This window comes from Burkholderia sp. A2 (assembly GCF_001729305.1).
In the GTDB taxonomy this organism is placed as follows: domain Bacteria; phylum Pseudomonadota; class Gammaproteobacteria; order Burkholderiales; family Burkholderiaceae; genus Burkholderia; species Burkholderia sola.
On record NZ_LZXX01000024.1, the window covers coordinates 145,285 to 171,385 of the forward strand.

23 protein-coding genes and 1 other RNA gene are annotated in these 26,101 nt (G+C 67.3%); 11 read left to right on the forward strand and 13 right to left on the reverse strand.

The window, feature by feature from the left end:
* Positions 1-35: 35 nt before the first annotated feature.
* The 6 genes from purH to A9Z05_RS02465 all read left to right on the forward strand — a co-directional run bounded on the left by purH (position 36) and on the right by A9Z05_RS02465 (position 6,504).
* Positions 36-1,601: a bifunctional phosphoribosylaminoimidazolecarboxamide formyltransferase/IMP cyclohydrolase gene (gene purH / locus A9Z05_RS02440; protein WP_050013802.1), complete on the forward strand. Its 1,566-nt coding sequence runs from the start codon at positions 36-38 to the stop codon at positions 1,599-1,601.
* 154 nt (positions 1,602-1,755) lie between these two features.
* Positions 1,756-2,298, forward strand: coding sequence for a crossover junction endodeoxyribonuclease RuvC (gene ruvC, locus A9Z05_RS02445; protein ID WP_069616742.1), 543 nt, complete (start codon positions 1,756-1,758; stop codon positions 2,296-2,298).
* Between the two features lie 192 nt (positions 2,299-2,490).
* Positions 2,491-3,072, forward strand: a complete 582-nt coding sequence (ruvA, locus tag A9Z05_RS02450) for a Holliday junction branch migration protein RuvA (protein WP_031402135.1) — start codon at positions 2,491-2,493, stop codon at positions 3,070-3,072.
* A gap of 106 nt (positions 3,073-3,178) precedes the next feature.
* Entirely contained in the window at positions 3,179-4,249 is a 1,071-nt protein-coding gene (gene ruvB, locus A9Z05_RS02455) for a Holliday junction branch migration DNA helicase RuvB (protein WP_069616743.1), read from the forward strand.
* Between the two features lie 24 nt (positions 4,250-4,273).
* Entirely contained in the window at positions 4,274-5,224 is a 951-nt protein-coding gene (locus A9Z05_RS02460) for an oxygenase MpaB family protein (RefSeq protein WP_069616744.1), read from the forward strand.
* 152 nt (positions 5,225-5,376) lie between these two features.
* Positions 5,377-6,504, forward strand: a complete 1,128-nt coding sequence (locus A9Z05_RS02465) for a ParB/Srx family N-terminal domain-containing protein (RefSeq protein ID WP_069616841.1) — start codon at positions 5,377-5,379, stop codon at positions 6,502-6,504.
* A gap of 61 nt (positions 6,505-6,565) precedes the next feature.
* Here the strand turns inward: A9Z05_RS02465 and A9Z05_RS02470 are convergent, their stop codons facing one another.
* The 3 genes from A9Z05_RS02470 to tyrS are packed head-to-tail and all read right to left on the reverse strand — an operon-like array spanning position 6,566 to position 8,948.
* On the reverse strand, positions 6,566-7,228 hold the full coding sequence (locus A9Z05_RS02470) for a histidine phosphatase family protein (protein ID WP_069616745.1): 663 nt from the start codon (positions 7,226-7,228) through the stop codon (positions 6,566-6,568).
* A 23-nt stretch (positions 7,229-7,251) separates the two neighbouring features.
* The gene (dtd, locus tag A9Z05_RS02475) at positions 7,252-7,710 is read right to left on the reverse strand and encodes a D-aminoacyl-tRNA deacylase (protein ID WP_069616746.1); all 459 of its coding nucleotides are present in this window, start codon (positions 7,708-7,710) and stop codon (positions 7,252-7,254) included.
* Positions 7,707-8,948 (reverse strand): tyrosine--tRNA ligase, encoded by a 1,242-nt coding sequence (gene tyrS / locus A9Z05_RS02480; protein ID WP_059581097.1) that lies wholly within the window; start codon positions 8,946-8,948, stop codon positions 7,707-7,709. Before tyrS ends, dtd begins: the two co-directional genes overlap by 4 nt.
* A gap of 142 nt (positions 8,949-9,090) precedes the next feature.
* Here tyrS and A9Z05_RS02485 point away from each other — a divergent pair, with 142 nt between their 5' ends.
* Complete coding sequence (locus tag A9Z05_RS02485) at positions 9,091-10,239, forward strand: anhydro-N-acetylmuramic acid kinase (protein WP_069616747.1); 1,149 nt, start codon at positions 9,091-9,093, stop codon at positions 10,237-10,239.
* A gap of 104 nt (positions 10,240-10,343) precedes the next feature.
* Here the strand turns inward: A9Z05_RS02485 and erpA are convergent, their stop codons facing one another.
* From erpA to rplM, 3 genes are all read right to left on the reverse strand, one after another.
* Positions 10,344-10,715 (reverse strand): iron-sulfur cluster insertion protein ErpA, encoded by a 372-nt coding sequence (erpA, locus tag A9Z05_RS02490; RefSeq protein WP_034187117.1) that lies wholly within the window; start codon positions 10,713-10,715, stop codon positions 10,344-10,346.
* Positions 10,716-10,932: 217 nt separating this feature from the next.
* Entirely contained in the window at positions 10,933-11,325 is a 393-nt protein-coding gene (gene rpsI / locus A9Z05_RS02495) for a 30S ribosomal protein S9 (protein WP_006476904.1), read from the reverse strand.
* 10 nt (positions 11,326-11,335) lie between these two features.
* A complete protein-coding gene (gene rplM / locus A9Z05_RS02500; RefSeq protein ID WP_009687896.1) occupies positions 11,336-11,764 on the reverse strand; it encodes a 50S ribosomal protein L13 in 429 nt (142 codons plus the stop codon).
* A 311-nt stretch (positions 11,765-12,075) separates the two neighbouring features.
* On the opposite strand from rplM, the gene A9Z05_RS02505 reads away from it, so the two are divergent.
* Together A9Z05_RS02505 and A9Z05_RS02510 are read left to right on the forward strand one after the other, a co-directional pair.
* The gene (locus A9Z05_RS02505; RefSeq protein ID WP_069616748.1) at positions 12,076-12,378 is read left to right on the forward strand and encodes a DUF1090 family protein; all 303 of its coding nucleotides are present in this window, start codon (positions 12,076-12,078) and stop codon (positions 12,376-12,378) included.
* 415 nt (positions 12,379-12,793) lie between these two features.
* Positions 12,794-13,258, forward strand: a complete 465-nt coding sequence (locus A9Z05_RS02510; protein WP_074801272.1) for an OsmC family protein — start codon at positions 12,794-12,796, stop codon at positions 13,256-13,258.
* Between the two features lie 65 nt (positions 13,259-13,323).
* On the opposite strand, the gene rnpB is transcribed toward A9Z05_RS02510, so the two are convergent.
* The 3 genes from rnpB to pyrC all read right to left on the reverse strand — a co-directional run bounded on the left by rnpB (position 13,324) and on the right by pyrC (position 15,699).
* Positions 13,324-13,735: RNase P RNA component class A (gene rnpB / locus A9Z05_RS02515), an RNA gene on the reverse strand.
* Between the two features lie 12 nt (positions 13,736-13,747).
* Positions 13,748-14,638 (reverse strand): DUF3025 domain-containing protein, encoded by an 891-nt coding sequence (locus tag A9Z05_RS02520; RefSeq protein WP_069616749.1) that lies wholly within the window; start codon positions 14,636-14,638, stop codon positions 13,748-13,750.
* Complete coding sequence (gene pyrC, locus A9Z05_RS02525; protein ID WP_069616750.1) at positions 14,635-15,699, reverse strand: dihydroorotase; 1,065 nt, start codon at positions 15,697-15,699, stop codon at positions 14,635-14,637. Before pyrC ends, A9Z05_RS02520 begins: the two co-directional genes overlap by 4 nt.
* A gap of 203 nt (positions 15,700-15,902) precedes the next feature.
* On the opposite strand from pyrC, the gene A9Z05_RS02530 reads away from it, so the two are divergent.
* Positions 15,903-16,817 carry a class II glutamine amidotransferase gene (locus A9Z05_RS02530; RefSeq protein WP_069616751.1) on the forward strand — a complete coding sequence of 305 codons (915 nt, stop codon included), beginning with the start codon at positions 15,903-15,905 and terminating at the stop codon, positions 16,815-16,817.
* A gap of 613 nt (positions 16,818-17,430) precedes the next feature.
* A complete protein-coding gene (locus tag A9Z05_RS02535; RefSeq protein WP_069616752.1) occupies positions 17,431-22,710 on the forward strand; it encodes an autotransporter outer membrane beta-barrel domain-containing protein in 5,280 nt (1,759 codons plus the stop codon).
* A gap of 81 nt (positions 22,711-22,791) precedes the next feature.
* On the opposite strand, the gene A9Z05_RS02540 is transcribed toward A9Z05_RS02535, so the two are convergent.
* The 4 genes from A9Z05_RS02540 to A9Z05_RS02555 form a co-directional block, all read right to left on the reverse strand.
* Positions 22,792-23,517, reverse strand: coding sequence for an amino acid ABC transporter ATP-binding protein (locus tag A9Z05_RS02540; RefSeq protein ID WP_069616753.1), 726 nt, complete (start codon positions 23,515-23,517; stop codon positions 22,792-22,794).
* Positions 23,514-24,191 (reverse strand): glutamate/aspartate ABC transporter permease GltK, encoded by a 678-nt coding sequence (gene gltK / locus A9Z05_RS02545; protein ID WP_059581074.1) that lies wholly within the window; start codon positions 24,189-24,191, stop codon positions 23,514-23,516. Before gltK ends, A9Z05_RS02540 begins: the two co-directional genes overlap by 4 nt.
* Positions 24,191-24,931 carry an amino acid ABC transporter permease gene (locus A9Z05_RS02550; protein ID WP_069616754.1) on the reverse strand — a complete coding sequence of 247 codons (741 nt, stop codon included), beginning with the start codon at positions 24,929-24,931 and terminating at the stop codon, positions 24,191-24,193. The genes gltK and A9Z05_RS02550 overlap by 1 nt, the downstream gene beginning before the upstream one ends.
* Before the next feature lie 84 nt (positions 24,932-25,015).
* Entirely contained in the window at positions 25,016-25,909 is an 894-nt protein-coding gene (locus A9Z05_RS02555) for a glutamate/aspartate ABC transporter substrate-binding protein (protein ID WP_069616755.1), read from the reverse strand.
* Positions 25,910-26,101: the final 192 nt, after the last annotated feature.

The window sequence follows — 26,101 nt, forward strand, 5'->3', positions numbered from 1 at the left end:
CCGTCCCCGTTTCCCTGGCTATTGGTGGTTCCATCATGATCAAGCAAGCGCTCATTTCCGTTTCCGACAAGACCGGCATCGTCGACTTCGCGAAGTCGCTGTCCGACCTCGGCGTCAAGCTGCTGTCGACGGGCGGCACCGCGAAACTCCTCGCCGACGCCGGCCTGCCCGTGACCGAAGTGGCCGACTACACCGGCTTCCCGGAAATGCTCGATGGGCGCGTGAAGACGCTGCACCCGAAGGTGCACGGCGGCATCCTCGCCCGCCGCGACCTGCCCGAGCACATGCAGGCGCTGGAGCAGCACGGCATCCCGACGATCGACCTGCTGGTCGTGAACCTGTATCCGTTCGTCGCGACGATCGCGAAGGACGACTGCACGCTCGCCGACGCGATCGAGAACATCGACATCGGCGGCCCGACGATGCTGCGCTCGGCCGCGAAGAACCACCGCGACGTGACGGTCGTCGTCGACCCGGCCGACTACGCGGTCGTACTCGATGAAATGAAGGCGAACGGCAACACCATCGGCTACCCGACCAACTTCCGCCTCGCGACGAAGGTATTCGCGCACACCGCGCAATACGACGGCGCGATCACGAACTACCTGACGAGCCTGACCGACGAGCTGCAGCACGCATCGCGCAGCGCGTACCCGGCCACGCTCAACATGGCGTTCGACAAGGTGCAGGACCTGCGCTACGGCGAGAACCCGCACCAGAGCGCGGCGTTCTACCGCGACCTCGCGACGCCGGCCGGCGCGCTGGCGAACTACCGTCAGCTGCAGGGCAAGGAACTGTCGTACAACAACATCGCGGATTCGGACGCGGCGTGGGAATGCGTGAAGACGTTCGACGCGCCGGCCTGCGTGATCATCAAGCATGCGAACCCGTGCGGCGTCGCCGTCGGCAACGACTCGGCCGACGCGTATGCGAAGGCGTTCCAGACCGACCCGACCTCCGCGTTCGGCGGCATCATCGCGTTCAACCGCGAAGTCGACGAAGCGGCCGCGCAAGCCGTCGCGAAGCAGTTCGTCGAAGTGCTGATCGCTCCGTCGTTCACGGACGCCGCGAAGCAGGTGTTCGCCGCGAAGCAGAACGTGCGCCTGCTCGAGATCGCACTCGGCGACGGCCATAACGCATTCGACCTGAAGCGCGTCGGCGGCGGCCTGCTCGTGCAGTCGCTCGATTCGCGCAACGTGCAACCGAGCGAGCTGCGCGTCGTCACGAAGCGCCAGCCGACCGCGAAGGAAATGGACGACCTGCTGTTCGCCTGGCGCGTCGCGAAGTACGTGAAGTCGAACGCGATCGTGTTCTGCGGCAACGGCATGACGCTCGGCGTCGGCGCCGGCCAGATGAGCCGCGTCGATTCCGCGCGCATCGCAAGCATCAAGGCGCAGAACGCGGGCCTGACGCTCGCCGGTTCGGCGGTCGCGTCGGATGCGTTCTTCCCGTTCCGTGACGGCCTCGACGTCGTCGTGGCGGCCGGCGCGACCTGCGTGATCCAGCCGGGCGGCTCGATGCGCGACGACGAAGTGATCGCGGCGGCCGACGAGCACGGCATCGCGATGGTCCTGACGGGCGTGCGCCACTTCCGTCACTGATCGCGGCATGCGGCCCGCGCGGCCGCTGCACGAGAACCCGGCGGCCTCACTCCCGCCGGGTTTTTTATTGCGCGGCGCCGTCGCGCACGACCGGGCGACCGGCTTGCCGCACCATTCGTTGTAGTATCGCTGCATCACGCCATTCTCCTCACTCATGCGAATTCTCGGCATCGACCCCGGCCTGCGCGTCACCGGCTTCGGCGTCATCGACGTCAGCGGCCACCGGCTCGCCTATGTCACGAGCGGCGTGATCCGCACGCCGACGGCCGACCTGGCCACCCGGCTCGGCACGATCTTTCAAGGCGTCTCGACGATCGTGCGCGAACACGCGCCCGATCAGGCCGCGATCGAAAAGGTGTTCGTCAACGTGAACCCGCAGTCGACGCTGCTGCTCGGCCAGGCGCGCGGCGCCGCGATCTGCGGGCTCGTCGCGGGCGGGCTGCCGGTCGCCGAATACACGGCGCTGCAGCTCAAGCAGGCCGTGGTCGGCTACGGCCGCGCAACCAAGACGCAGATGCAGGAAATGGTCACGCGGCTGCTCAACCTGTCCGGCCAGCCGGGCTCCGACGCCGCCGACGCGCTCGGCATGGCGATCTGCCACGCGCACGGCGGCGACACGCTCAGCACGCTCGGCGGCCTCGCACCGGCGCTCGCGCAGAAAGGGCTGCGCGTGCGGCGCGGCAGGCTCGTCGGCTGACGCCGGCCGCGCGCCGCGGCACGTACGTCGGCTCGACTGCGTCGGCCGCTTTGGCTGCGTTGGCCGGCTCGACCGTTCTACCCACGCCCGACACGCCCGCGACACGCGCCGCTTCGGCCTGACGGCCGCGCCCATCGGCATTGCGCCGCGCGTGCGCTACACTCGCGCTTTCTTCCTCGCATCCCGTCCTCCATGATCGGTCGCATCGCCGGCATCCTGCTCGAAAAGAACCCGCCTCATCTGCTCGTCGACTGCAACGGCGTCGGCTACGAAATCGACGTGCCGATGAGCACCTTCTACAATCTGCCGCAAACGGGCGAGCGCATCGTGCTGCTCACGCAGCAGATCGTCCGCGAGGACGCGCACCTGCTGTACGGCTTCCTGACGCCGCAGGAGCGCACGACCTTCCGCGAACTGCTGAAGATCACCGGCATCGGCGCGCGCATGGCGCTCGCCGTGCTGTCCGGCATGAGCGTGCAGGAGCTCGCTCAGGCCGTGACGATGCAGGACGCCGCCCGCCTCACGCGGCTGCCCGGCATCGGCAAGAAGACGGCCGAGCGCCTGCTGCTCGAACTGAAGGGCAAGCTCGGCGCCGATCTCGGCGCGCTCGCCGGCGCCGCGTCGCCGTCCGACCATGCGACCGACATCCTCAACGCGCTGCTGGCGCTCGGCTACTCCGAGAAGGAAGGCCTGGCCGCGATCAAGAACGTGCCGGCCGGCACCGGAGTGTCCGAAGGCATCAAGCTCGCGCTGAAGGCGCTGTCGAAGGCGTAACGCGGTCGATCCGGCCGTCGAAGCCAGTGTCGCGCCGCCGCGCGGCGCCCGCCAGTCGGCCGTTCGGCCAGGTGGTTCGGGCGCCGTCGCGCGGTACAATGACCGCATGATTGAAACCGACAAACTCGCCACCGAACAGCGGATCATCGCCGCCACGCCCGCCTCGTCGCACGAGGAGGTGTTCGAACGTGCGTTGCGGCCGCGCCAGCTCGACGACTACGTCGGTCAGGAAAAGGTGCGCGGCCAGCTCGAGATCTTCATCGAAGCCGCGAAGCGCCGCGCCGAGCCGCTCGACCACGTGCTGCTGTTCGGGCCGCCGGGTCTCGGCAAGACGACGCTCGCACACATCATCGCGCGCGAGATGGGCGTGAACCTGCGCCAGACGTCGGGCCCCGTGCTCGAGCGCGCGGGCGATCTCGCCGCGCTGCTGACGAACCTCGAAGCGAACGACGTGCTGTTCATCGACGAGATCCACCGGCTGTCGCCGGTCGTCGAGGAAATCCTGTATCCGGCGCTCGAGGATTACCAGATCGACATCATGATCGGCGAAGGCCCGGCCGCGCGCAGCGTGAAGCTCGACCTGCAGCCGTTCACGCTGGTCGGCGCGACCACCCGCGCGGGCATGCTGACCAATCCGCTGCGCGATCGTTTCGGGATCGTCGCGCGCCTCGAGTTCTACGACGCCGAACAACTGTCGCGCATCGTGCGGCGTTCGGCGTCGCTGCTGAATGCGCAGATCGATCCGAACGGCGCGCTGGAAATCGCGAAGCGCTCGCGCGGCACGCCGCGGATCGCGAACCGGCTGCTGCGCCGCGTGCGCGACTTCGCGGAAGTAAAGGCCGACGGCCAGATCACCGCGGCCATTGCCGACGCCGCGCTCGCGATGCTCGACGTCGATCCGGTCGGCTTCGACCTGATGGACCGCAAGCTGCTCGAAGCGATCCTGTACAAGTTCGACGGCGGCCCGGTCGGCATCGACAACCTCGCGGCGGCGATCGGCGAAGAGCGCGACACGATCGAGGACGTGCTCGAACCATACCTGATCCAGCAGGGCTTCCTGCAGCGCACGCCGCGCGGGCGCGTCGCGACGCTGCTCACGTATCGCCACTTCGGGCTGTCGGTGCCCGATGCCCGCCGCACCGAACGCGACGAGTGGGATACCCCGGACGGGAAGTAATCCGTCGCCCGAGCCGCACCCGCCATGACGACGCCGCCCAGCCGCCACCCCACCACCGTGCCGGGCCCGCGCTGGGCGGAGCCGATCCGCAAGCGGCTCGTGGCCGGCATCACGCACCTGACGGCCGGCGGCGGCGGCCCGTCGATCGATCTCTCTTCGCCGCCTGGCGACCCGGGGCTATTCGGCCCCGACGCCGTGTGCTGGCGCGTGCATGCCGATTTCACGTCGATGATGACGGGCGGCATCGCCGCGCTGCTGCTGCAGGCGCTCCACCCGCTCGCGCTCGCGGGCGTCTGGGATCATTCGTCGTTCCGCACCGACATCTTCGGCCGCTTGCGGCGCACCGCCACGTTCATCACGGGGACGACGTTCGGCAGCCGCACGGACGCGCTCGCGCTGATCGAGCGCGTGAAAGCGATCCACGCGCACATCTCGGGCAGCGCGCCGGACGGACGGCCCTACCGCGCCGACGATCCCGCGCTGCTGACCTGGGTGCATGTCGCGGAAGTGTCGAGCTTCCTCGCCGCGCACCTGCGTTACGTGAATCCGGCGCTGTCAGGCGAACTGCAGGACCGCTATTACGCAGAGACGGCGCTGATCGCCGAGTTGCTCGGCGCCCGCGAGGTGCCGCGTTCGCGCGCCGAGGTGGCCGCCTATCTCGCACGCATGCTGCCCGAACTCGAAGCCGGGCCGCGTACGTTCGACGTGATGTCCATCCTGCTGAACGTGCCGGTCGCGAAGCCGGCGCTGCGGCCGGCCGCGTCGCTGGTGATGCATGCCGGGATCGACCTGCTGCCGCCGTGGGCGCAGCGCATGCTCGGCGTGTCGACGTTCGCGCCGTTGCGGCGCGCGGTGGTCCGGCCCGGCATACGCGCGGTCGCGCCCATACTGCGCTGGGCGCTCGTGAACGGCGCGTCGAAGCGTGCGCGCCGCCGCGCGACGGCCTCCCCGTCCGACGGCACCCCGTCTGCCTGACGATCCGTTTATTCAGATCATTTCAATTTGCCGTCAAATAGCTGTGACAAGCTGACGGGCTTGCACCCGCGCGCGCTCGCGCGTTCTGCTCGTCACCGATGTCCAGTGACCCGCGCGACGTCCCGCCCACCGACCAACGCCTGATGCCCGCGATGCCACGCCTGCCGATCCGTTTCGCCGTTGCCGCCAGCCTGTCCACCGTCTTCGCCCTCGCCGCGTGTGGAGGCGACGATGTCGCCGCCGTCGCGCGCATGGACGCACAACCGCCGTCCGGCGACACGACAACCGCACCGGCCCCCACGCCGCTCGCGGCCAACCCGCCGCAACCGGGCCAGTGGAAAGCCGCCCGCGCCGGCGACCTGATCGACGTGACGCTCGGCGATCTTCATCCGACGCAGGGCGCGATCGGCTACGACCAGATCTACTACAAGCTCGGCCGCTACGAACGGCAGCCCGACAAGAAGTTCGACGACTTCTGCGCGGACGAAGGCCTCGGCGGCATCGCATCGAGCGGCTACACGGCCCGATCGTCGCTGCGCGAGCCGGCCAGCTACACGTGCGCGACGACCGACGCGAACGGCCGCGACCGCTCGGTGCTGAACCCCGTCGTGATCGGCCCGAACGGCGATGCGCTGTACCTGACCGACGGCCACCACGGCCTGTCGACTTACTACGAGACGCCCGACGGCGGCCCGGCGCTGCACGTGCACGTCGTCGTCAAGGACAACCTCAGCGACTACTCGGGCGACGCGTTCTGGCAGCAGATGCAAAGCCGCGGCTATCTGCGCCTGAAGAACGGCGAAGGCAAGCCGATCACGACCGCGCAACTGCCGACCGGCCTCGGCCTGACACTCGGGATGACGAACGACCGCTATCGGTCGCTCGTCTATTTCACGCGCGACATCGGTTACAGCAAACCCGCACAAGCGACCGACTACCTCGAGTTCTACTGGGCCGACTGGCTGCGCGCGCAGCCGGGCACGTTCGCGCTGGCCGGCTACGACCTGACGCGGCCCGGCGCGACCGATCCCGATCCAGCGAAGGCCGACACGGGCTACCTGAATGCGGTCTGGCATGCGTCGACGCGGATGGTCGCGGCCACGGACCCCGTGATCGACGGCAAGACGGGCGCCGACCTCGGGCGCGCCGATGCGATCAACGGCGGGAGGAAATACAGCAAGGGGGAATTCGACAAGCTGCGCCAGCCGATCACGGCCGACAAGCCCGGCAAGATCGCGTACGCGCTCGACTACAAGACACGCCACGGGCTGCCGCGGTAGGCGTCACACCGGAGGGAACGGAACCCCGGCCCGGCCGTGCCGGACGGCGGGGCCCGCGTGCTCAGAGCACCTTGCGGTACCCGTCGTCGTCGCTCGCGGCTTCGAGATGCGACACGTCGGCCCACTGCACGACCTGCGCGCGGCCATCCACGTAATCGACGACGTTGATGCTGGTGTTGAGCAACGGATAGTTGCGCGGCGCCGACAGCTCGATCCCGTTCGCGAAGCGATACACGCAATCGAGCACGCCGCCGTGCGCGACGCACGCGATCCGGCCGCCCGGATGCGCGGCGACGATCGGTTCGAGCGCATGCAGCACGCGGTGATAGAACGCACGCTGCGACTCGCCGCCCTCCGGCGCGAAGCCGGGATCGCGCGTCTGCCACGCCGCATACGCGTCCGGAAACAGCGCCTCGATCTCGGTGCTGTCGTGCCCCTGGAACGCGCCGTACGAGCGTTCGCGCAACCCTTCGCGCAGCAGCAGCGGCAGCCCGAGCACATCGGCGAACGGTTGGGCGGTCTGTTGCGCGCGCATCAGGTCGCTCGAATACACCGCGTCGATCCACGCGCCGTCGCGGGCCTCCCGGCCAAGCCGTGCAGCCAGCCGCTGCGCCTGCGCGAGCCCCGTGTCGGCCAGCGGGATGTCGATATGCCCCTGGATGCGCTTGATGCGGTTCCAGGCCGTCTCGCCATGGCGGATGAAAAGAACCTGCGTGGTGGCCATCGCGGCGCGTCTCCGGGGAAGAATCAGGGCCGCACTTGCAGCCAGAACGTCACGGGGCCGTCGTTGACGAGCGACACCTGCATGTCCGCGCCGAACTCGCCCGTCTCGACGATCGGGTGCCGCATACGCGCGGCCGCGACGAAATAGTCGAACAGCCGCGCGCCTTCGTCGGGCGGCGCGGCCGGCGTGAAGCTCGGACGCAGCCCGCTGTTGGTATCGGCCGCGAGCGTGAACTGCGACACGAGCAGCAGGCCGCCTGCACGACCTTCGCCGTCGATGTTCGATACCGGCAGGTTCATCTTGCCGGCTGCGTCGCTGAACACGCGGTAGCCGAGCAGCTTCGCGAGCAGCTTGTCGGCCGCGGCCTCGGTATCGCCGCGCTCCGCGCAGACGAGCGCGAGCAGGCCCGCGCCAATCTCGCCCGTCGTCCGGCCGCCGACGCGCACGTCGGCGCGCGTCACGCGCTGGATCAGCGCGATCATGCGGTCAGCGTGACGCGTGCGAAGCGGCGCTTGCCGACCTGCACGACGAACTCGCCGGCCTCGACCTTCAGGCCCTTGTCCGACACGGTCGCGCCGTCGATCTTCACGCCGCCCTGCTCGATGTTGCGCAGCGCTTCGCTCGTCGACGGCACGAGGCCCGCCTGCTTCAGCAACTGACCGATCGCGAGCGGCGCGCCGGCCAGCGTGACCGACGGAATGTCGTCCGGCACGCCGCCCTTCGCGCGGTGGTTGAAGTCCTCGAGTGCGCGCTCGGCGTCGGCCTGCGAATGGAATCGCGCGACGATTTCCTGGGCGAGCAGCACCTTGAAGTCGCGCGGGTTGCGGCCGCCTTCGGCCTCGCGCTTGAAGCCGGCGATTTCATCGAGGCTGCGGAACGACAGCAGCTCGAAGTAACGCCACATCAGCGTGTCCGAGATGCTCATCAGCTTGCCGAACATGTCGGTCGGCTTCTCGCTGATGCCGACGTAGTTGCCCTTCGACTTCGACATCTTCTCGACGCCGTCGAGGCCTTCGAGCAGCGGCATCGTCAGGATGCACTGCTGTTCCTGGCCGTACTGCTTCTGCAGTTCGCGGCCGACCAGCAGGTTGAACTTCTGGTCGGTGCCGCCGAGTTCGAGGTCGGCGTTCAGCGCGACCGAATCGTAGCCCTGCATCAGCGGGTACAGGAATTCGTGGATCGAGATCGGCACGCCGCCCTGGAAGCGCTTCGTGAAATCCTCGCGCTCGAGGATCCGCGCGACCGTGTAGCGCGACGCGAGCTTGATCATCCCGTCCGCGCCGAGCGGCATCGACCATTCGCTGTTGTAGCGGATCTCGGTCTTGTCGCGATCGAGCACGAGCGCGGCCTGCTCGAAGTAGGTCTTCGCGTTCGATTCGATCTGCTCGCGCGTGAGCGGCGGACGCGTCGCGTTGCGGCCCGACGGGTCGCCGATCAGCGACGTGAAATCACCGATCAGGAAGATCACCGTATGGCCGAGGTCCTGCAACTGGCGCATCTTGTTCAGCACGACCGTATGGCCGATGTGGATGTCCGGTGCGGTCGGATCGAGGCCGAGCTTGATGCGAAGCGGCGTGCCGGTGGCCGCGCTGCGCGCGAGCTTCTGCGCGAACTCTTCCTCGATCAGCAGCTCGTCGACGCCGCGCTTCGTGACGGCGAGCGCATGCCGGACTTCGTCGGTGATCGGGAAAACGGGCTTGGAACTGGGTTCGGTGCTCATCGGTGCCAGGAAGAATGTCGCAAAAACAGGGATTTTCCCATAACTTGCGCGCGCATCGCTTAACGACGCGTCACGTTACGCGGATAATCGGGCGCAAGGCGCGCGGGACCGGCCCGCGCCGCACGATCCAGGAGAACCCAACGTGCCGCAACGACCGCCGCAGCATGCCCATCCCGCAGACGGCATCTACTTCGGGCTGATGTCGGGAACCAGCATGGACGGCGTCGACGGCGTCGCCGTGCGTTTCGAGGCCGGCCGCGCGCCGGCCGTGCTCGCGGAAGCGTTCGTCGGCTTCGCGCAATCGCTGCGCGACGCGCTGTTCGCGCTGCAGCAGCCCGGCGACAACGAGATCGACCGCGAATCGCTTGCGGCGAATGCGCTCGTCGCGCGCTATGCGGTCTGCTGCCATGAATTGCAGCGCACCGCCGGGCTGTCGCGCGACGAGATCCGCGCGATCGGCGTGCACGGCCAGACGGTGCGCCATCGCCCCGAGCGCGGCTATACGCGCCAGCTCAACAATCCGGCGCTGCTCGCCGAGCTGACCCAGATCGACGTGATCGCCGATTTCCGCAGCCGCGACGTGGCCGCCGGCGGCCACGGCGCGCCGCTCGCGCCGGCCTTCCATGCGACGGTGTTCGGCGCGCCGGGCCAAACGCGGGTCGTCTGCAATCTCGGCGGGATCAGCAACATCACGATCCTGCCCGACGCGGGCGGCGACGTGCGCGGCTTCGACTGCGGCCCGGCGAATGCGCTGATCGATGCATGGGCGACCCGCCATCTGGGCAAGCCGTACGACGACGGCGGCAAGTTCGCCGCACGCGGCGCCGTCCACGCGCCGCTGCTCGACGCGCTGCTCGACGAACCGTATTTCACCGCGCCGCCGCCGAAAAGCACCGGACGCGACCTGTTCAATCCCGCGTGGCTCGATGCGAAGCTCGCCGGATTCCCGCAGCTTGCGCCAGAGGACGTGCAAGCCACGCTCACCGCGCTCACCGCCGTGTCGGTCGCACGCGACATCGCGCAGCACGCACCGGGCTGCCAGGCCGTGTTCGCATGCGGGGGCGGCGCACGCAACCCGGTGCTGCTCGATGCGCTCCGGCACGCGCTGCGCGAGGCCGGCGTGCCGGCCGCCGTCGACACGACGGCCGCGCTCGGCGTGCCGCCGCAGCAGGTCGAAGCGCTCGCGTTCGCGTGGCTCGCGTACCGCTTCACCGCGCGCCAGCCCGGCAATCTCGCGACGGTCACCGGCGCCGCCGGCAACCGCGTGCTCGGCGCGCTCTATCCGCGCTGATACGATGCGCGCCGCGGGGCGGGCGCCGCAGCGCGAGCGAACAAAAAACGGGGCATGAAGCCCCGTTTTTCATTCCGGCGAACCGGCGCGGATCTGCCGTGCGCTCAGACCGAGAACGACGAACCGCACCCGCAGGTCGTGGTCGCGTTCGGGTTCTTGATCACGAACTGGGCGCCGTTGAGGTCGTCCTTGTAGTCGATCTCGGCGCCGACCAGGTACTGGTAGCTCATCGAGTCGATCAGCAACTGGACGCCGTTCTTGTCCATCACGGTGTCGTCCTCGTTGACTTCCTCGTCGAACGTGAAGCCATACTGGAAGCCGGAACAGCCGCCACCCTGCACGAACACGCGCAGCTTGAGGTCGGGATTGCCCTCTTCGTCGATCAGTTGCTTGACCTTGTCGGCCGCGGCGTCGGTGAAGACGAACGGCAGCGGCATATCGGTCGTCGTTGCTGCGGATTCGGTAACAGCGTTCATTCGAACTCTCCAAAAAGCTTTAGCCGCTATTGTAGGGCCGATCAGAAGATCGTGCTGAAGTCCATGAAATCAATAGGTTCTTGTCGATTTCGTCAAACGCGCCCGCGCCGGGGCCTCCACAGCGACCCGGAAGCGGATATAAAAAAACCGCCAGCGTGAAAGCTGGCGGTTTTTTCCGGCGGACGCCGCCCGAAAGCGGCGAGGCCATGAAGCGGGATTAACGCTTCGAGAACTGCTTCGCGCGGCGTGCCTTGCGCAGACCGACCTTCTTACGCTCGACTTCACGCGCATCGCGCGTGACGAAGCCTGCGCTCGACAGCGACGGCTTCAGCGTCGCATCGTAGTCGATCAGTGCACGGGTGATGCCGTGGCGCACTGCGCCTGCCTGACCCGTTTCGCCGCCGCCGTTGACGTTCACCTTGATGTCGAACGTCTGGCCGTGGTTCGTGAGTTCCAGCGGTTGACGCACGATCATCAGCGACGTTTCGCGCGAGAAGTAGTCAGCGATGGGCTTGCCGTTGACGATGATGTCGCCCTTGCCAGCCTTGATGAAGACACGTGCGACTGCGCTCTTGCGGCGGCCCGTACCGTAGTTCCAGTTACCGATCATGTGGGTCCCCTTAGATCTCGAGCGCCTTCGGCTGTTGAGCCGAGTGCGGATGCGTCGCTTCTGCGTAGACCTTCAGCTTCTTGATCATCGCGTAGCCGAGCGGGCCCTTCGGCAGCATGCCCTTGACCGCCTTCTCGAGCGCGCGGCCCGGGAAGCGTTCCTGCATCTTGCCGAACGTCGTTTCATAGATACCGCCCGGGTAGCCCGAGTGACGGTAGTACTTCTTGTCCAGCGTCTTGTTGCCCGTGACCTTCAACTTGCTCGCGTTAATGATGATGATGAAATCACCAGTGTCGACGTGCGGGGTGAACTCAGGCTTGTGCTTGCCGCGCAGACGGCGTGCCACTTCGCTGGCAACACGGCCGAGAACCTTATCCGTCGCGTCAATCACGTACCATTCGCGCGTCACCTCATGGGCTTTTGCGGAAAACGTCTTCATGATCGATCCAAAAAAAATGCTTTGCCCGATGTGTTCTTCCTGCTTGTCTGTGTGCGCTTCGAGGCGCGGTGCAGGCTCTCCCTGTTCTTTTTCCGTGGGCATGAATGCGGAAAAGCCCTGAATTATAAAGGAAATACGGCTGCGTGGTCAAAGAGAATCCACGCCCCGTGTTCGCGGCGGCCGAAATGGGCCAAAATCCGGTCGTGCCCCGACAAGCCAGGCGAACCGAGCGCCTGGGGCGGCACCCATCGACGCGCGGCACATGACCTTGCCGCGCCAGACCGGCCAAACCCGAAAAACAACAAATCAGCATGATGAAACAACGACTTACGCCCTTCGTCGCGGCCGCCCTGCTGGCCGCCGCGGCGCCCGCCGTCGCCGCCTCCGGCTGCGAAGCCAAGCTCGACGCGCTCGATGCGCGCATCGCCGAAGCCCGAACCGCCCATGCCGAAGACCGCATCGTGCGCCTGCGCGCCGTGCGCGAACGCGTCCGCCATTTCTGCGCACGCGGCCACGGCCATGCGTCGGCCGCCGCCGCGCCCGCGACCGATGCCGGCGCGCGCGGCACGCCGCCGGACGCAACGTCGCAACCGGCCGCGCGACAGCCCGCGTGACGGCGCGGTGCCGGCGCGCGCAAGCCGCGCGCCGATGTTTGCATGGGACGAAAAAAAGCCCGAACGGCTGGTTCGGGCTTAATCCACCTCAGGAGGAGGGTGGAGGAGACATTCGGAGGTTGCCGCAGCGCGACAACCAATGTGGCTCATTATACGAATGCCCGCCCGACTCCACAAGAAAATTTGCATTGCGAAATCAACTCCCACGATACGGGATCTCAACTAAACCGCCGACAAGAATGGATTTTTATTTAAAATCAATCACATAAGTGAATCACACACGACCTGGAACCGCCGGCATCTAGAGCAAAACCCCTAAATTCGGTAGGGAAAGCGCCGCTCGCCGCCCCGCTTGCTCGGCGCCGGCGTTGCTCGTCGTGCAGCGCATCAGCCGACCGTTGCGCCGCGGGCTACAATGCCGGATCGAATTCGAATCAGGCAACGCTGGAGCGCAAGCATGGAATGCAAAGTAAGCTGGATGGGCCAGGACGGCATGGCGTTTTCCGCCGAGACCGGCAGCGGGCACCTCGTCACGATGGACGGCGCGCCCGAAGGCGGCGGCCACAACCTCGCGCCGCGTCCGATGGAGATGGTCCTGCTCGGCACCGGCGGCTGCACGGCTTATGACGTCGTGCTGATCCTGAAGAAGAGCCGCCAGGAAGTGAGCGGCTGCTCGGTCACGCTGAAGGCGGAACGCGCGAGCGAAGATCCGAAGGTGTTCACGAAGGTGCACTTCCACTTCACGGTCACCGGCCGCAACCTGAACCCGGCCACGGTCGAGCGCGCGATCAACCTGTCGCACGACAAGTATTGCTCCGCGTCGATCATGATCGCGAAGACGGCCGAACTCACGCATTCGTTCGACATCGTCGCCGCCTGATCGCACAGCGCGCACGAAAAAAGGGCCGGCGCTCCGCAGGGAGCGCCGGCCCTTTCGCATTCGAACGGCAAAGCAGGCCGATAAGCCGGATTCTGTGCACGCTGCGCGCCGAAGTGCGCAACGCGTGGCAGCCATTCCTCTAGGCGCGCCATTGCTGACGCGCTCAAGCTTCCTACCCGCAGACGAGACGGGGGCCCCGTCCTGCATCCGAAAATGCGCGCCTGCCTACTTGGAATTGCTCCGGGTGGAGGTTACCGTGCCGGCGGACGTCGCCGTCGCCGCGGTGCGCTCTTACCGCACCGTTTCACCCTTACCTGATCCCGGCTTGCGCCGGGCCATCGGCGGTTTGCTTTCTGTTGCCCTGTTCCGCGTGTCGCCACGGATGGCCGTTAGCCATCACCCTGCCCTGTGGAGTCCGGACTTTCCTCGCCCCCGCGCGCCCGAAGGCGGCGAGGCCGCGACTGCCTGGCCTGCTTTGCGACGCGCATTCTAGCACTGCGCGCCACCGTCGGCAGCGCGCGAGCGGCGGCCGCGGCGAAACACGGCCGGATCGTCGTAGAACGCGGCGTCGGCGTTCGCCGCGCACCAGCCCGGCACGCCGAGCACCGGCAGCGGCGCGAAATCGCGACTCGTCAGCGGGCGCGTCGTCAGTTCGGCGGCGATCCGCGCGTCGACATGCGCGCGCCGTTGCGCGTCGGACCACGAAAAATAGTCGGCGCCCACGTCGACGATCCACGCGTGCGCAGTGCAGGACTTGTAGGGAACGACGAGCTGTTCGAGCAGCGCATGGCCGACCAGCCGCGCTTCGCAACGCGTGCCCCACGCATCGCGCGCGGCCACCAGCAGCCGCGGCCAGTCGAAGCCGCGCAGCGCGTCGGCGAGCACACGGTCGGCGGTGACGAACAGCGCCGCGTTCTCGTCGAACAACGTGAGCGCATCGCGCAACGTGCCCCGCACGGGGCCGACGCCGCCCGCCGCGTCGATCGCGGCGGCCTGGCGCGCGTTCAGCGCGGCCTTGGTGCGCGGGTAGGCGAACCAGACGAGCGCATTGAAGAAGTCGTGAAGATTGTGGCGGGTCGGCACGCGGCCGGTGTCCGCAATATGGGTCTCGTACGCGATGCCGGACGGCAGCTCGGCCTGCGGCACGAAGCGCAGCGGCCTGCCGCGACCGGTGACGCGATCGCCGCCTGGCGACACACCGGCGAACGCGCCGTTCAACGCATCGAGCAGCGCGGCCTCGCCCGCACGGGCGGCCGCCTGCCATGCGCGGCCCGGCGCCCGGTAAGGCGCGAGCCACGGCGCGGACCAGTCGATCCGCGCGAAATCCGCCGCCGCACGACCGGCCGCGGGGCCGGGTTCGCGCGGCGGCGCGCAGCTCACGCGAGTTTCCAGCCGATCGTCTCGCCGCCGCGCAGCGGCACGACCGGCGTATCGCCCGCGAAGATCTCGCGCGGCAGTTCCCACGCCTCGCGGCGCAGCGTGACCGTCTCGGCGCTGCGCGGCAGCCCGTAGAAATCAGCGCCGAAGAAGCTCGCGAACCCTTCCAGCTTGTCGAGCGCGCCGGCGGTGTCGAATGCTTCCGCGTACAGCTCGAGCGCGTGCAGCGCCGTGTAGCAGCCCGCGCAGCCGCACGCGGCTTCCTTCACGCCGCGCGCATGCGGCGCGCTGTCGGTGCCGAGGAAGAAGCGCGGGTTGCCCGACGTCGCGGCCTCGACCAGCGCCACGCGATGCGTCTCGCGCTTCAGCACCGGCAGACAGTAGTAATGCGGGCGAATCCCGCCGACGAACAGCGCGTTGCGGTTGTACAGCAGGTGATGCGCGGTGATCGTCGCGCCGAGCAGGCCGGGCGCCGCGTCGGCATCGCGCACGTAGTCGGCCGCGTCCTTCGTCGTGATGTGCTCGAACACGACCTTCAGGCCCGGGAAATCGCGGCGCAGCGGCGTCATCACGCGGTCGATGAACACCTTTTCACGGTCGAACAGGTCGATCGACGCATCGGTCACCTCGCCGTGCACGAGCAGCGGCATGCCGGTTTCCTGCATCGCCTCGAGCGTCTTCGCGCACTTCGCGAGATCGGTGACGCCATGGTCGGAATTCGTCGTAGCGCCTGCCGGGTACAGCTTCACGCCGTGCACGAAACCGCTTTCGCGCGCGCGGCGGATTTCGTCGGGCGGCGTGTTGTCGGTCAGGTACAGCGTCATCAGCGGTTCGAACGTCATCCCGGCCGGCAGCGCGGCAAGGATGCGCGCGCGATAGGCCTGCGCCTGCGCGGTGGTCGTGACCGGCGGCTTCAGGTTCGGCATCACGATGGCGCGGCCGAACTGGCGGGCGGTGTGCGGCAGCACGGCGGCGAGCATGTCGCCGTCGCGCAGGTGCAGGTGCCAGTCGTCGGGACGGGCGAGCGAAAGCGTCGCCGGGGAGGAAGCGTTCGAGGCAGTCATAGGAGGCGTCGTGAAGAACGGGCTTGCGATCGGCGGGGCCGGAACGCGCGTGCGCGGGCCGATTGACGGCAAACCGCAACACGGGGCCTTTGGCCAGCGGAATCCGCTTTTTACCGCTCAGGGCTCGGTGATATGCTAGAAGCGCATTGTACCGGGGTTCGCCCGGTTCGTTACCTCTGCTTCAGCCTGCCGCCCCACGTAAAATGTGCCAACTCCTTGGAATGAACTGCGCCGCGCCGACGGACGTCACATTCTCCTTCACAGGTTTCGCGGCCCGGGGCGGGCTCACCGATCACCATGCCGACGGCTGGGGCATCGCGTTCTTCGAAGACAAGGCGTGTCGCCTCTTCATCGATCACCAGGCATCGGCCACGTCGCCGATCGCCGAAATGGTGAAGCGCTACCCGATCAAGTCCAAGAACACGATCGCGCACATCCGCAAGGCGACGCAAGGGCACATCCTGCTCGAGAACAGCCATCCGTTCATGCGCGAACTGTGGGGCCGGCACTGGATCTTCGCGCATAACGGCGACCTGCAGGACTACGCGCCGGACATGGACGGCAGCGTCTACCATCCGGTCGGCACGACCGACAGCGAACAGGCGTTCTGCGTGCTGATGCAGGGGCTGCGCGAGGCCTTTCCCGGCGCGCAGCCGCCGCTGCCCGAGTTGTTCGAGCGGGTCGGCGAACTGACGCGCGGCATCACCGATCACGGCGTGTTCAATTTCCTGATGTCGAACGGCCAGGCGCTCTTCGCGCACTGCTCGACGCGGCTGCACTACCTCGTGCGGCGCTGGCCGTTCTCGACCGCGCATCTCGTCGACGAAGACCTGTCGATCGACTTCGCGAAATACACCACGCCCGAGGATCGCGTCGCGGTGATCGCGACGCAGCCGCTCACCGACAACGAAGTCTGGACCGCATTCGAGCCGGGCGAGTTGATCATGTTCCAGTGCGGCGACGTCGCCGCGCGGATGCAGATTCCGGTGCCCGAGCGCGTGCTCGAGAAGCTGCGCAACCCGTCGCTCGACGCGTCGGCGTCCGCGCCGCGCACGGTGATGCGCGAAGCGCTCGCCACCGCGGCCGACGGCGATTCCGACGACGCGATCGATTTCTGAAGCGCGGCATCGGCCGCGTCTGCTTCCTGCTCGCTTCCTGCTTGCCGCGCGTGCGTCGTACGATGCGTCCGACGACATCCGTCATCGGCGCAAATCGCCCCGCTCCGGCCGATACGGTTTCATTTCGACCACCGCCCTGCGCAATGGCTCGACGTCTCGCAACATTCGCTTGATTTTATTAATTTACAAGTGAAAATAAGTAAAAGATGAAGCGAACGAAATAACCGTCAATTAAAACAAAAAAAATCCCGGGCCCGCATTTTATCGCGCCTCATCCGCTGGAACCGTGCGCTATCCCACAAACTCCCGCAGTCCTCCCGGCTTTTAACGAAATCCCCTCCAAACCGCCACCACCAAGGCTTTCGGTTCGATCAACCACACAAATCAAAAATACCACGCATTACGGTTCGCATCATTACAGTTTCCCCTTTCTCGATAATCGACGACCACCCGAATCAGTAGACTCGCCCCATCCTCGGTGTAACGAAACACGATTGGCGCGACACGCAGCCATAGCCGCCGCACGCCCCTTCGGATCATTTCCCCACCGCGGAATGCGAATTCGCCGGATCGCGGCGAATGCCACTTCAAAAAGAAGAAAGAGGGGTATGTCGTGAATCACTCATTTCGATCGATATGGAGCGACGCCGCGGGCTGCTGGGTCGCGGTGGCGGAAACGGCTCGGGCGCGCGGCAAGCGCTCGGGCAGCGAATCGGGCTCGAGTCAGCGCACGGCGCACGGCGCAGCGGACCGCGTGGCACGCCGCTCGCCGTTGCGCGTCGCGGCGGTCGGGGCCGCACTGGCCGCGCTGTCGACCGGCGTTGCGCACGCTTCGACCTGCGGCGACGGCGCGGCCGCCGCGAGCGGCAGCACCTGCGCACTCGGCAGTTTCAGCCCGACCGTCAACGACAACCTGGCCGGCGCCACGACCGTGTCGGGCGGCGACACGGTCGGCGTGACAGGCGCATGGACGGGCGCCCCCGGCGACCCGGGCTATACGCTGACGCCGCTCGGCAGCGCGACCATCGTGTCGGGTAACCCGAACCAGCCGCTGATCTCGCTCGGCGGCAAGACGCAAAGCGTCAGCACGCCCGACTCGATCACGGCCACCCACACGTCGGTCGCCACCTACAACTCGGCCGAATTCGCCGCATCGACGGCCGGCGCGGCCAACGTGCCCGTGTATCACGACGTGAACGGCGGCCAGTACGTGAACACGCGGATCGGCACCGTCGACGGCACCGGCGGCACGCTGAACGTGTCGATCGGCCATTCCGCGAATGCGCCCGACGCGACCGGCAACGCGATCTCGATCGCACCGAAGCAGACCGACCTGACCTTTGCGGACGGCACCGGAGTGGCAAAAAGCGTCGTCAACTGGAATTCCCGCAACCAGATCTGGCTCGGCACTGGCGACTATCTCGCCAGCGGCGGCCCGGTCGGCCAGCTCCAGCTCGACGTGCCGGCCTACACGGGCACCTTCACCGCGTTCGACGGCAGTCGCTGGACCGTCACCGACGCCGCCTCGCTCGCCGCCTACAACGACTTTCTCGTGCGCTCGGTCCAGAGCGGCGCGCTCGGCTCGCAGGCCGCCTACGACACCGCGTTCGGCCAGGCGGTCACGTTCTCGCAGCAAACCTTCCAGTACGCGAACAACGTATCCGCCGGCGACAAGAACACGCTGCCGATCGATCACCTGTCAGTGATGCACGGCGCGGGCGCGAACGCGACGCTGCACATCGGCAAGGACGGCCAGATCGACTTCCGCGGCACCAACACGATCGAATCGAGCTCGGCCGTGCTCGCGGAAAACGGCGCGCACTTCGTCAACGACGGGCGCTTGTCGGGCGACTTCACGCTGGTACGCCTCCTGAGCGGCGCGAGCGGCGTCAACAACGGCGTGATCTCGTCCGGCTACGCGTCCGGCAACAACGTCGACACGAGCGGCAGCACGCCACCCGACAATTTCGGCTTCCACGCGTACACCGAGGGCAACGGCGTGTACGCGAGCGGCTCGGGCACCACGTTCGCGAACCACGGCGTGATGAACGTCGGCGCATGGACGCTCGACGGCAACCGGCCCGACCTGCAGAACTACGCGGTGGCCGCGACGGACGGCGCGCGCGCGTCGAACGCCGGCACGATCAACGTCGGCGTCAACGCGACGACGCTCGACAGCCAGGTGATCGGCGGCCTCGTGGCCGGCGGCAGCTTCACGAACGAAGCCGGCGGCACGATCTATCTCGGCCGCGCCGCGCAGTACGACGCCACGTCCCCCGAAGCGGCAAACGACGTCGCGCTGTCCGCGCATGCGTACGGCATCCTGCTCGGCGCGTCGGGCACCGCCAGCAACCTCGGCACGGTCGTGATCGGCTCGCAGACGCAGAATGGCGCCGCGCTGGCGAGCATCGGCTCCGCTTCCGGCACGCTGACCAACGCGGGCGCGATCGTCGTCAACGGCGCCGCGCCCGGCACGCCGCTCGCCAACGTCGGCATGCTCGCGGCCGACACCGCCGCGACCGTGACCAACACGGGCACGATCACGCTGAATGGCGTGAACGGCATCGGCATCATGGTCGTCGGCACCGGCACGAACGCGACGACTGCCACGTCGACCGGCACGATCGACGTGGCCGGCGGCCTCGACCCCGCGTCGGACACGCGCAACTACGGCGTCTGGGCCGAAGGGCCGCTCGCGAAGGCCGCGCTCGACGGTGCGTTGAACCTGACCGGCACCGGCGCGATCGGCGTGCATGCACGCTCGGGCGCGACGATCGACGTCGGCGCGAACGCGGTGCCGGCCTTCAGGTCCGGCACGAACCAGATCGGCTTCTACGCATACGGCGCGGGTTCGAAAATCAACGTCGCCGCGCAGCACCTGAGCGTCGACACCGACGACTCGACGCTGTTCCGCGTCGCGGGCGGCGCGGCCTACACGGGCGCGTCGGCGGCCGGCACACTGACGACCGACGTCAACGGCCAGCGCTCACGCGGCGTACTCGCGACCGACGCCGGCACCACGCTGTCGACCGGCAACGCGGTCTACCACGTCAACGGCGCGAACGGCGTCGCGATCGCCGTGGAAGGCGGCGCGAAGGGCACGATCGACGCGGGTGCGACGATCGACCTGAACGCGGCCGGCGCGACCGCGGGCATCGTCGACGGCCAGGCGCACGACCTCGCCGGCGCGAACGCCGGCGCGCCGGTCGCGACGACGCTGACCAACCATGCCGCCGTCACGTCGTCGACCGCCGGCGTGACCGGTTTCATCGCGCAGAACCTCGGCACGCTGGAGAACCGCAGCACCGTGCTGCTGACCGGCGCGGGCTCGACGGGCGTCGTGGCCGGCACGCTGGGCACGGTAAACAACGCGTCGACGATCCGCGTCGCCAACGGTACGGGCGCACTCGTGCAGGGTGCGTCGGCCACGCTCGCCAATGCGGGTTCCATCGAAGCCGACGACGGCCTCGCGGGCGTACGCCTGACGGGCGCCGGCGCATCGGTCGCGCTGTCGGGCGCCGGCACCGTCATCGCGAACGGCAGCGCCGACGGCGTGCTGATCGACTCGACGGTGACCGGCGGCGGTATCGCGGCCGGCGCGACGTCGATCGCGGTCGGCGGCTCCGGCAGCGGGATCCGCAACCTCGGTGCGAATGCAACGATCGCGCTGTCCGGCACGCAGATCGCCACGACCGGCAACGGCGCCGCCGGCGTCACGTCGACCGGCGCCGGCGCGCGCATCGCGGCCGACGCGGCCACGGTCGTGCGCACGAGCGGCGCCGACGCGCGCGGCCTGTTCGTGTCGGGGGCCGATTCCACGCTCGCGGCCAACGGAACGACCGTCGCGACGACGGGCACGAACGCCCATGCGATCGTCATGGACGGCGGCGCGACGGCCCTGCTGTCGGGCGCGAAGATTTCCGCATCGGGTGCCGCGGCCGACGGCGTCGTCGCGCAAAACGGCGGCCGCATCGCCGATACGGGTTCGTCGCTCGCGAGCGCGGCCGGCAACGGCGCAACCGCGAACAGCGGCGGCGTGCTCGCGTTGACCGGCACGGCGCTCACGGGCGCGACGGCCGGCGTGCTGACGTCCGACACGCTCTCGAACGGCGCGACCAGCTCGGTGCTCGTCGACGGCGGCAGCGTGACGTCCGCCGCCGGGCCGGCCTTCGCCGCGCGCGGCGGCACGGCCGACATCGCGGTGCGCAACGGTACGGTCGTCACCGCGGGCAACGGCATGCTGCTGAACCTCGCGAACGGCAGCAACGTGACGTTCAATGCATCGGCGGTGAACCTCGCGGGCGACATCGTTTCCGACGCGTCGAGCACGGGCAACGTGTTACTTGCGAACGGCACGACGCTGACCGGGAAGATCGACCCGGTCGCGCTGACGGTCGACGGCACGAGCACGTGGCGCATGACGGGCAGCTCGGTGCTGAGCAGCCTGAACAACGCGGGCCTCGTCGCGTTCGCCGCGCCGACCGGCTCGCCGATGTTGACCGGCAGCTACAAGACGCTGACGACCGGCGGCTACGTCGGCAACGGCGGCACGATCGCGCTGAACACGTATCTCGGCGCCGACGCGTCGCCGACCGACCGGCTGATCGTGAACGGCGGCGCGGCAAGCGGCACGACCGGCCTGAAGATCGCCAACACGGCCGGCACCGGCGCGCAGACGACCGGCGACGGGATTCCGGTGGTCGTCACGGCCAACGGCGGCACGACCGCCGCGTCGGCGTTCCATCTCGCGGGCCCGGTGCAAGCGGGCGCGTACGAGTACCGGCTCTATCGCGGCGGGCAAGGCGATGCGAACGGCTGGTACCTGCGTTCGCAGCTCGACCAGACCGACCCCGGCGGCCCGATCCGCCCGTCCGGCGGCGGCGACGGCGGCATCGACGGCAACGGCAACGGCGGCACGCTCGCGTATCGTCCGGGCGTCTCCGGCTACGCGATGACGCCGCTCTTGAACGCCGACTACGGCTTCGCGACGCTCGGCAAGCTGCACGAGCGCGTCGGCGACATCGACAACGTCGAGAAGCAGCAGCCCGGCAATCGCGACGGCGTGTGGGGGCGCATCGGCGGCCAGAGCCTCGATGCGAACGCGGGCCGTTTCTCGGCCGACGAACGTACGTTCTTCGCGCAGTTCGGCAAGGACTGGACTGTCGACCAGACGCCTAACGGCGCCGGCAGCACGCATGCGGGCGTGACGGCCAGCATCGGCGTGTCGAACGCGAGCTTCAGCGACATGGCGCGTGCGGGCTCGCCCAACCTGTCGACGTCGACGGGCTCGGTCGAGATGCACGCGCAGAGCGTCGGCGGCTACTGGACGCGCTACCTGTCCGACGGCACCTACTTCGACAGCGTCGGGCAGGTCACGCACTACGGCAACCGCTATCGCGACAGCTACGGCAACGAGGCGTCGCAGAACGGCTTCGGCGTCGCACTGTCGCAGGAAGTCGGCAAGCCGTTCGCGATCGGCGCGTTGCCGGTCGCGGTCGAGCCGCAGGCGCAACTGATGTATCAGTATCTGAAGCTGAACGGGTTCAACGACAACGTGTCGGCCGTATCGGGCACGACGACCAACGCGCTGCGCGGCCGCGTCGGCGTGCGCATCTTCCGGCCGAACCTCCAGTCGAGCGCGGGCGGCGGCGCCGCGACGCCGTACTTCACCGCCGACGTGCTGCACGACTTCCTGTCGCCGGGGCAGACCGTCGTCGGCGGCACACCGTTCGCGACGCATCTCGGGCGCACCTGGTACGAGCTCGGCGTCGGCGTGACCGCCGGCTTCGGCAAGTCGGGCGAGCTGTACGCGAATGCGAAGATCGCGCGCAACATCGGCGGCGATTACCGGCGCGGGATCGTCGGGCAGGTCGGCTACCGGTACAGCTGGTAACGCCCGGCGGCGGACGAAAAAAAACCGCCCGGCTGCATGCCGGGCGGTTTTCGCATGGGCGTGCGCCAGATGTGCGAACGCTCAGTGCAGGATCTTCGCGAGGAAGTCCTTCGCGCGTTCCGATTTCGGATTCGAGAAGAAATCGTCCTTGCGGTCGTCCTCGACGATCGCGCCCTTGTCCATGAAGATCACGCGGTGCGCGACCTTCTTCGCGAAGCCCATCTCGTGCGTGACGACCATCATCGTCATCCCTTCCTGCGCGAGTTCGACCATCACGTCGAGCACTTCGTTGATCATCTCGGGATCGAGCGCGGACGTCGGCTCGTCGAACAGCATCGCGATCGGGTCCATCGACAGCGCGCGCGCGATCGCGACACGCTGCTGCTGGCCGCCCGACAACTGGCCCGGAAACTTGTGCGCATGCGCCTTCAGGCCGACGCGATCGAGCAGCTTCATGCCCTTCTCCGCCGCTTCGTCCTTGCCGCGGCCGAGCACCTTGATCTGCGCGAGCGTCAGGTTCTCGGTGATCGACAGGTGCGGAAACAGCTCGAAATGCTGGAACACCATCCCGACCTTCGAGCGCAGCTTCGACAGGTTCGTCTTCTTGTCGCCGACCGACTGGCCGTTCACGAGGATCTCGCCCTGCTGGAACGGCTCCAGGCCGTTTACGGTCTTGATCAGCGTCGACTTGCCGGAGCCCGACGGGCCGCACACGACGACCACTTCGCCTTTCTTGACCTCGGTCGTGCATTCGGCGAGGACCTGAAACTGGCCGTACCACTTCGAAACGTTCTTGATGGAAATCATCTTGTGACCTTTTTCTGGAGACCCTTGACGAGAGCAGACGCCAACGAGCAAATCACGAAATAGCATGCGCCGGCGAACAGGACCATCTCGACGGTCGTGCCGTCGCGATCGCCGATGTTGGCGGCCGTGCGGAAGAAGTCCGCGAGACTGATCACGTACACGAGCGACGTATCCTGGAACAGGACGATCGCCTGCGTGAGCAGCAGCGGCACCATCGCGCGGAACGCCTGCGGCAGGATCACGAGGCGCATCGCCTGCGCGTAGTTCATGCCGAGCGCGAACGCGGCATTCACCTGCCCGCGCGGCACCGCCTGGATGCCGGCGCGGATGATCTCGGAATAATACGCGGCTTCGAACAACGAGAACGCGACCATCGCCGACGCAAGGCGGATGTCGATCGTCGGCGACAGCCCGAGCACGCCCTGCAGCACCTGCGGCACGATCAGGAAGAACCACAGCAGCACCATCACGAGCGGGATCGAGCGGAACACCGTCACGTACGCTTTCGCGAACCACGCGAGCGGCTTCACGCCGGACAGCCGCAGCAGCGCCAGCAGCGTGCCCCAGACGATCCCGACCACGATCGCGATCAGCGTGATCTTGAACGTGACGATCGCGCCCGACCACAGCGTCGGCAGCGCGCCGGGAATACTACTCCAGTCGAACTGATGCATCACTTGCCTCCGATGTAGCCGGGCAGCCGCGTACGGCCTTCGATCCAGCGCATGAACGCCATCACGACGAGGTTGATGACCACGTACGCGAGCGTCACGGCGATGAACGACTCGTAGGTCTGCGCGGTGTAGTCGACGAGCTGGCGCGCCTGCGCGGACAGGTCGAGCAGGCCGATCGTCGACGCGACGGCGGAGTTCTTGAAGATGTTCAGGAATTCCGACGTGAGCGGCGGCACGATGATCCGGTACGCGACGGGCAGCAGCACGTAGCGATACGTCTGCCATTGCGTGAAGCCCATCGCGAGGCCGGCCGCGCGCTGGCCCTTCGGCAGCGCGTTGATGCCCGAGCGCACCTGTTCGCACACGCGCGCGCCGGTAAACAGGCCGAGACAGACGATCGACGCGGTAAAGAACTGCGTGCCGGGCGGCAACTGCTTGATCCAGGTGCCGATCGATGCGGGCAGCAACTCGGGTATCACGAGATACCAGACGAAGAACTGCACGATCAGCGGGATGTTCCGGAAGATCGACACGTACACGGTGCCGATCGCGGCGAGCCACTTGTTCGGCACGGTGCGCAGCACGCCGAACAGCGACCCGACGATCAGCGCGATGACCCAGGCGACGAGCGACACTTCGATCGTCACCCAGAAGCCGGACATCAGCCATCCGAAATAAGTCGTCGGCTCGCCGGTCGACACGGGGCTCAGAAAGATGCCCCAGTTCCAGTGGTAAGACATGGGCAAGACTCCAGCAAAAAGAAACGGAAGAAGCGTGGCCTCTTCCGTCTCATTAGCGTCATTTCTGCATCAACGGCCGTGTGGTCAGTCGAGCGCCTTGTCGTTCGGGTTCGCGTACAGCTTCTTCATCGACTCGGACAGCGGGAAGTTCAGGTTCAGCCCCTTCGGCGGGATCGGGTTCTCGAACCACTTCGCGTAGATCTTCGCGGCTTCGCCCGACTTCTCGACTTGCGAGATCGCGTCGTCGACGACCTTCTTGAAGTCGGCGTCGCCCTTGCGCATCATGCAGCCGTAAGCTTCTTCCGATTGCGGCGTGCCGACGATCACCCATTCGCCCGGCTGCTTCGCCTTCGCGCGCTCGCCCGCGAGCAGCGCGTCATCCATCATGAACGCGACCGCGCGGCCCGATTCCAGCGTGTTGAACGAATCGCCGTGATCCTTCGCGCTGATGATGTTCATGCCGAGCTGCTTGTCGTTGTTCATCTTGCGCAGCAGGCGCTCCGACGTCGTGCCGGCGGTCGTCACGACCGTCTTGCCCTTCAGGTCGGCGAAATCCTTGACGCCCGAATCCTTCTTCGTCATCAGGCGCGTGCCGATCACGAAGATCGTGTCGGAGAACGCGGCTTGCTGCTGACGCTCGAGGTTGTTGGTCGTCGAGCCGCACTCGATGTCGACCGTGCCGTTCTGCACGAGCGGGATGCGGTTCTGCGACGTGACGGGGATGTTCTTCACCTGCAGGTTCGGCAGGTTCAGCTTCTTCTTCACCGCGTCGACGATCTTCAGCTGGAACTCGCGCGAATAGCCGACCACCTGCTGGTTCTGGTCGTAATAGGAGAACGGAATCGACGATTCGCGGTGGCCCAGCGCGATCACGCCCGTGTCCTTGATCTTCTTCAGCGTGCCCGTCTCCTGAGCGTACGCGCCGCTTGCGAACGCGCAAAGCGCCGCCACCATCAGGACTGCCTTGTGGTATTTCATTTTTGGTCATCTCCTTGGCTAAAACCCGCGCCAGTGTATCAAAGTAATATTTTTGAAAGTACTGGTTGTTTACCGCACTACGAATCGCCCTGTGCGAAGCCGTCCTCCCGGCTCCGGACGCTCCAGATGCGCGCGCGGGCGGTGCCGGATTCGGCACCGCCCGCGAGGGTTCACATCCGCAATCGGGTGGAT

Excerpts from the sequence above, each read along its gene's own strand:
- purH (WP_050013802.1), top strand. The coding sequence starts at position 36 with ATGATCAAGCAAGCGCTCATTTCCGTTTCCGACAAGACCGGCATCGTC.
- ruvC (WP_069616742.1), top strand. The coding sequence starts at position 1,756 with ATGCGAATTCTCGGCATCGACCCCGGCCTGCGCGTCACCGGCTTCGGC.
- ruvA (WP_031402135.1), top strand. The coding sequence starts at position 2,491 with ATGATCGGTCGCATCGCCGGCATCCTGCTCGAAAAGAACCCGCCTCAT.
- ruvB (WP_069616743.1), top strand. The coding sequence starts at position 3,179 with ATGATTGAAACCGACAAACTCGCCACCGAACAGCGGATCATCGCCGCC.
- A9Z05_RS02460 (WP_069616744.1), top strand. The coding sequence starts at position 4,274 with ATGACGACGCCGCCCAGCCGCCACCCCACCACCGTGCCGGGCCCGCGC.
- A9Z05_RS02465 (WP_069616841.1), top strand. The coding sequence starts at position 5,377 with ATGCCACGCCTGCCGATCCGTTTCGCCGTTGCCGCCAGCCTGTCCACC.
- A9Z05_RS02470 (WP_069616745.1), bottom strand. The coding sequence starts at position 7,228 with ATGGCCACCACGCAGGTTCTTTTCATCCGCCATGGCGAGACGGCCTGG.
- dtd (WP_069616746.1), bottom strand. The coding sequence starts at position 7,710 with ATGATCGCGCTGATCCAGCGCGTGACGCGCGCCGACGTGCGCGTCGGC.
- tyrS (WP_059581097.1), bottom strand. The coding sequence starts at position 8,948 with ATGAGCACCGAACCCAGTTCCAAGCCCGTTTTCCCGATCACCGACGAA.
- erpA (WP_034187117.1), bottom strand. The coding sequence starts at position 10,715 with ATGAACGCTGTTACCGAATCCGCAGCAACGACGACCGATATGCCGCTG.
- rpsI (WP_006476904.1), bottom strand. The coding sequence starts at position 11,325 with ATGATCGGTAACTGGAACTACGGTACGGGCCGCCGCAAGAGCGCAGTC.
- rplM (WP_009687896.1), bottom strand. The coding sequence starts at position 11,764 with ATGAAGACGTTTTCCGCAAAAGCCCATGAGGTGACGCGCGAATGGTAC.
- A9Z05_RS02505 (WP_069616748.1), top strand. The coding sequence starts at position 12,076 with ATGATGAAACAACGACTTACGCCCTTCGTCGCGGCCGCCCTGCTGGCC.
- A9Z05_RS02510 (WP_074801272.1), top strand. The coding sequence starts at position 12,794 with ATGCCGGATCGAATTCGAATCAGGCAACGCTGGAGCGCAAGCATGGAA.
- pyrC (WP_069616750.1), bottom strand. The coding sequence starts at position 15,699 with ATGACTGCCTCGAACGCTTCCTCCCCGGCGACGCTTTCGCTCGCCCGT.
- A9Z05_RS02530 (WP_069616751.1), top strand. The coding sequence starts at position 15,903 with ATGTGCCAACTCCTTGGAATGAACTGCGCCGCGCCGACGGACGTCACA.
- A9Z05_RS02540 (WP_069616753.1), bottom strand. The coding sequence starts at position 23,517 with ATGATTTCCATCAAGAACGTTTCGAAGTGGTACGGCCAGTTTCAGGTC.
- gltK (WP_059581074.1), bottom strand. The coding sequence starts at position 24,191 with ATGCATCAGTTCGACTGGAGTAGTATTCCCGGCGCGCTGCCGACGCTG.
- A9Z05_RS02550 (WP_069616754.1), bottom strand. The coding sequence starts at position 24,931 with ATGTCTTACCACTGGAACTGGGGCATCTTTCTGAGCCCCGTGTCGACC.
- A9Z05_RS02555 (WP_069616755.1), bottom strand. The coding sequence starts at position 25,909 with ATGAAATACCACAAGGCAGTCCTGATGGTGGCGGCGCTTTGCGCGTTC.